The 1774-nt window shown below is 41.1% G+C and carries 1 protein-coding gene and 1 pseudogene; both read left to right on the top strand.

The window, feature by feature from the left end; genetic code table 11:
- The first annotated feature begins 249 nt into the window (after nucleotides 1-249).
- Complete coding sequence (locus BM241_RS12105; protein WP_143094105.1) at nucleotides 250-618, top strand: hypothetical protein; 369 nt, start codon at nucleotides 250-252, stop codon at nucleotides 616-618.
- 501 nt (nucleotides 619-1119) lie between these two features.
- Nucleotides 1120-1627 (top strand): annotated as a pseudogene (locus tag BM241_RS12100) (reverse transcriptase domain-containing protein); the annotation flags it as partial.
- Nucleotides 1628-1774: the final 147 nt, after the last annotated feature.

Here is a 1774-nt window from a genome sequence, read left to right as displayed (position 1 = left end):
ATGGAGTATAAAAAAGCATCTTAATAGGTATATAAATTGGCTGAATTATTGATTTTTCAAGGTCTAGCAGTCAATATTTAACTGCGAAGTTTGAGAACTAACATATATATAGCAAGTATTTGGATTATACCATTATCCCTTTTCATAGTTTTTTGCTTATATTTTTATTTTCTTCAGGCGAATGAAGGTATTTATCGTTTTAAAAGGTTATTTGATATAAAGCTCCCTAAAGGCACAGTATGGGAAAGATTGTACGACAGCCATGGTGGATTCCATGGAGATGGAGAGAGCCTATATCGATATACCTTTACTGTTGAAGGCGAAACCGAATTCCTTTCGTATATTGCAAAGGACGGTACTTGGAGTTCCCTTCCGCTTTCCGATGCATTAAATTTACTCATGTATGGAGGAACGGCTGGAAATAGAAATTATAGTTACCGAATTGCCGAAGAAGTTGGGCTTCCTAAAATTACTAATGGATATTGGAAAGTAGTGAATAAACAGGGGCATAGAGATATTGACATGAAATACTTGGAAACCACTCCTTCGTTTAACTTTGCTTTGGCAATATATGATATTGACAATAAGGTATTATATATGGTCGAAATTGATACATAGATCATAGATAATAATACTGCCTAAAATTTTATGTATAGATAAAGAAGAAAGCTCCTTTCTGGCAGAAAGGAGCTTTTTTTATGTGCGCCCGGCATGGGCGATAACTAGGCGGTGAAAGTCCGCTGTGGGCTTGGTAGTGGGAACCACTAGCCGAACCGCAAGGGTGTCCATCGTGAGGTGGAATCTGAAGGAAGCCGAAGGCAAAATCTCGGTCTGAGGGATACGAACCAGATAAGAGGCTGAATTGGGGCGGACGAGTTTGCATAACAAAACGAAGTCCAACACTACCCGAACTCCATACAATAAATCTGGCAGATATACGAGATGAAAGTTATCGTTCTTACTCGGGGAGGTCTCAAGGATATGTCATGGAAATGAACTTTGAAATGACAACCCATGCAGGGATGTATGGCTGAGCCTTGAGAAGTCAGCAGAGGCCATAGTACTTATCCGAGATAGGAGATAAGGAAGGGCTGAACGTTAGGAGGTTTTGAAAGTCTAATGTACTCGAACGATATGCGAAGACTGCAGACAACCTCGAAAGGGGGCTATCCGCTGGAGGAGGAGATGGAATCTCAGGGGACAGTGGAAGCGCATAGTGTATCGACGGCGTCAGGAGATGGAAGAAACGATGTACGAAGATATACCAGTAATATGCTTGAGCAAATACTTGGACGTGAGAACATGACAAAGGCATACAAGCGAGTAGTTGCGAATAAAGGGAGCCACGGTATAGATGGGATGGGAGTAGACGAACTTCTACCATATCTCAAAGAGAACTGGGCGATCATAAAGCAACAAATACTGGCGAAGCGGATAGGGGACAAACGAGCACTGAAATTAATCAGGATGTACTTGGGAATCCGGGATGATGATAAACGGAGTAAAGGTAAGTACAGAAGAAGGAACTCCCCAAGGTGGGCCGCTAAGCCCGCTGTTGGCGAATATCATGTTGGATGAGTTAGACAAAGAACTGGAGAGACGAGGACACAACTTCTGCCGATATGCCTAAAAATGTTCTTCTATAAAGCTTAAGCTCCCGACGAATTAACATTATGTAACTCAGACTTCGCACATAAAAAATGAGCTCTGAACCTTGAAAAATCAACATTTTTCGGCATAAAAATATAGAAACATCCTCTCTTTTATGGTATAA

The organism is Caldicoprobacter faecalis (assembly GCF_900115765.1).
GTDB lineage: Bacteria > Bacillota > Clostridia > Caldicoprobacterales > Caldicoprobacteraceae > Caldicoprobacter > Caldicoprobacter oshimai.
This window is presented reverse-complemented; position numbering and strand designations above follow the sequence as displayed.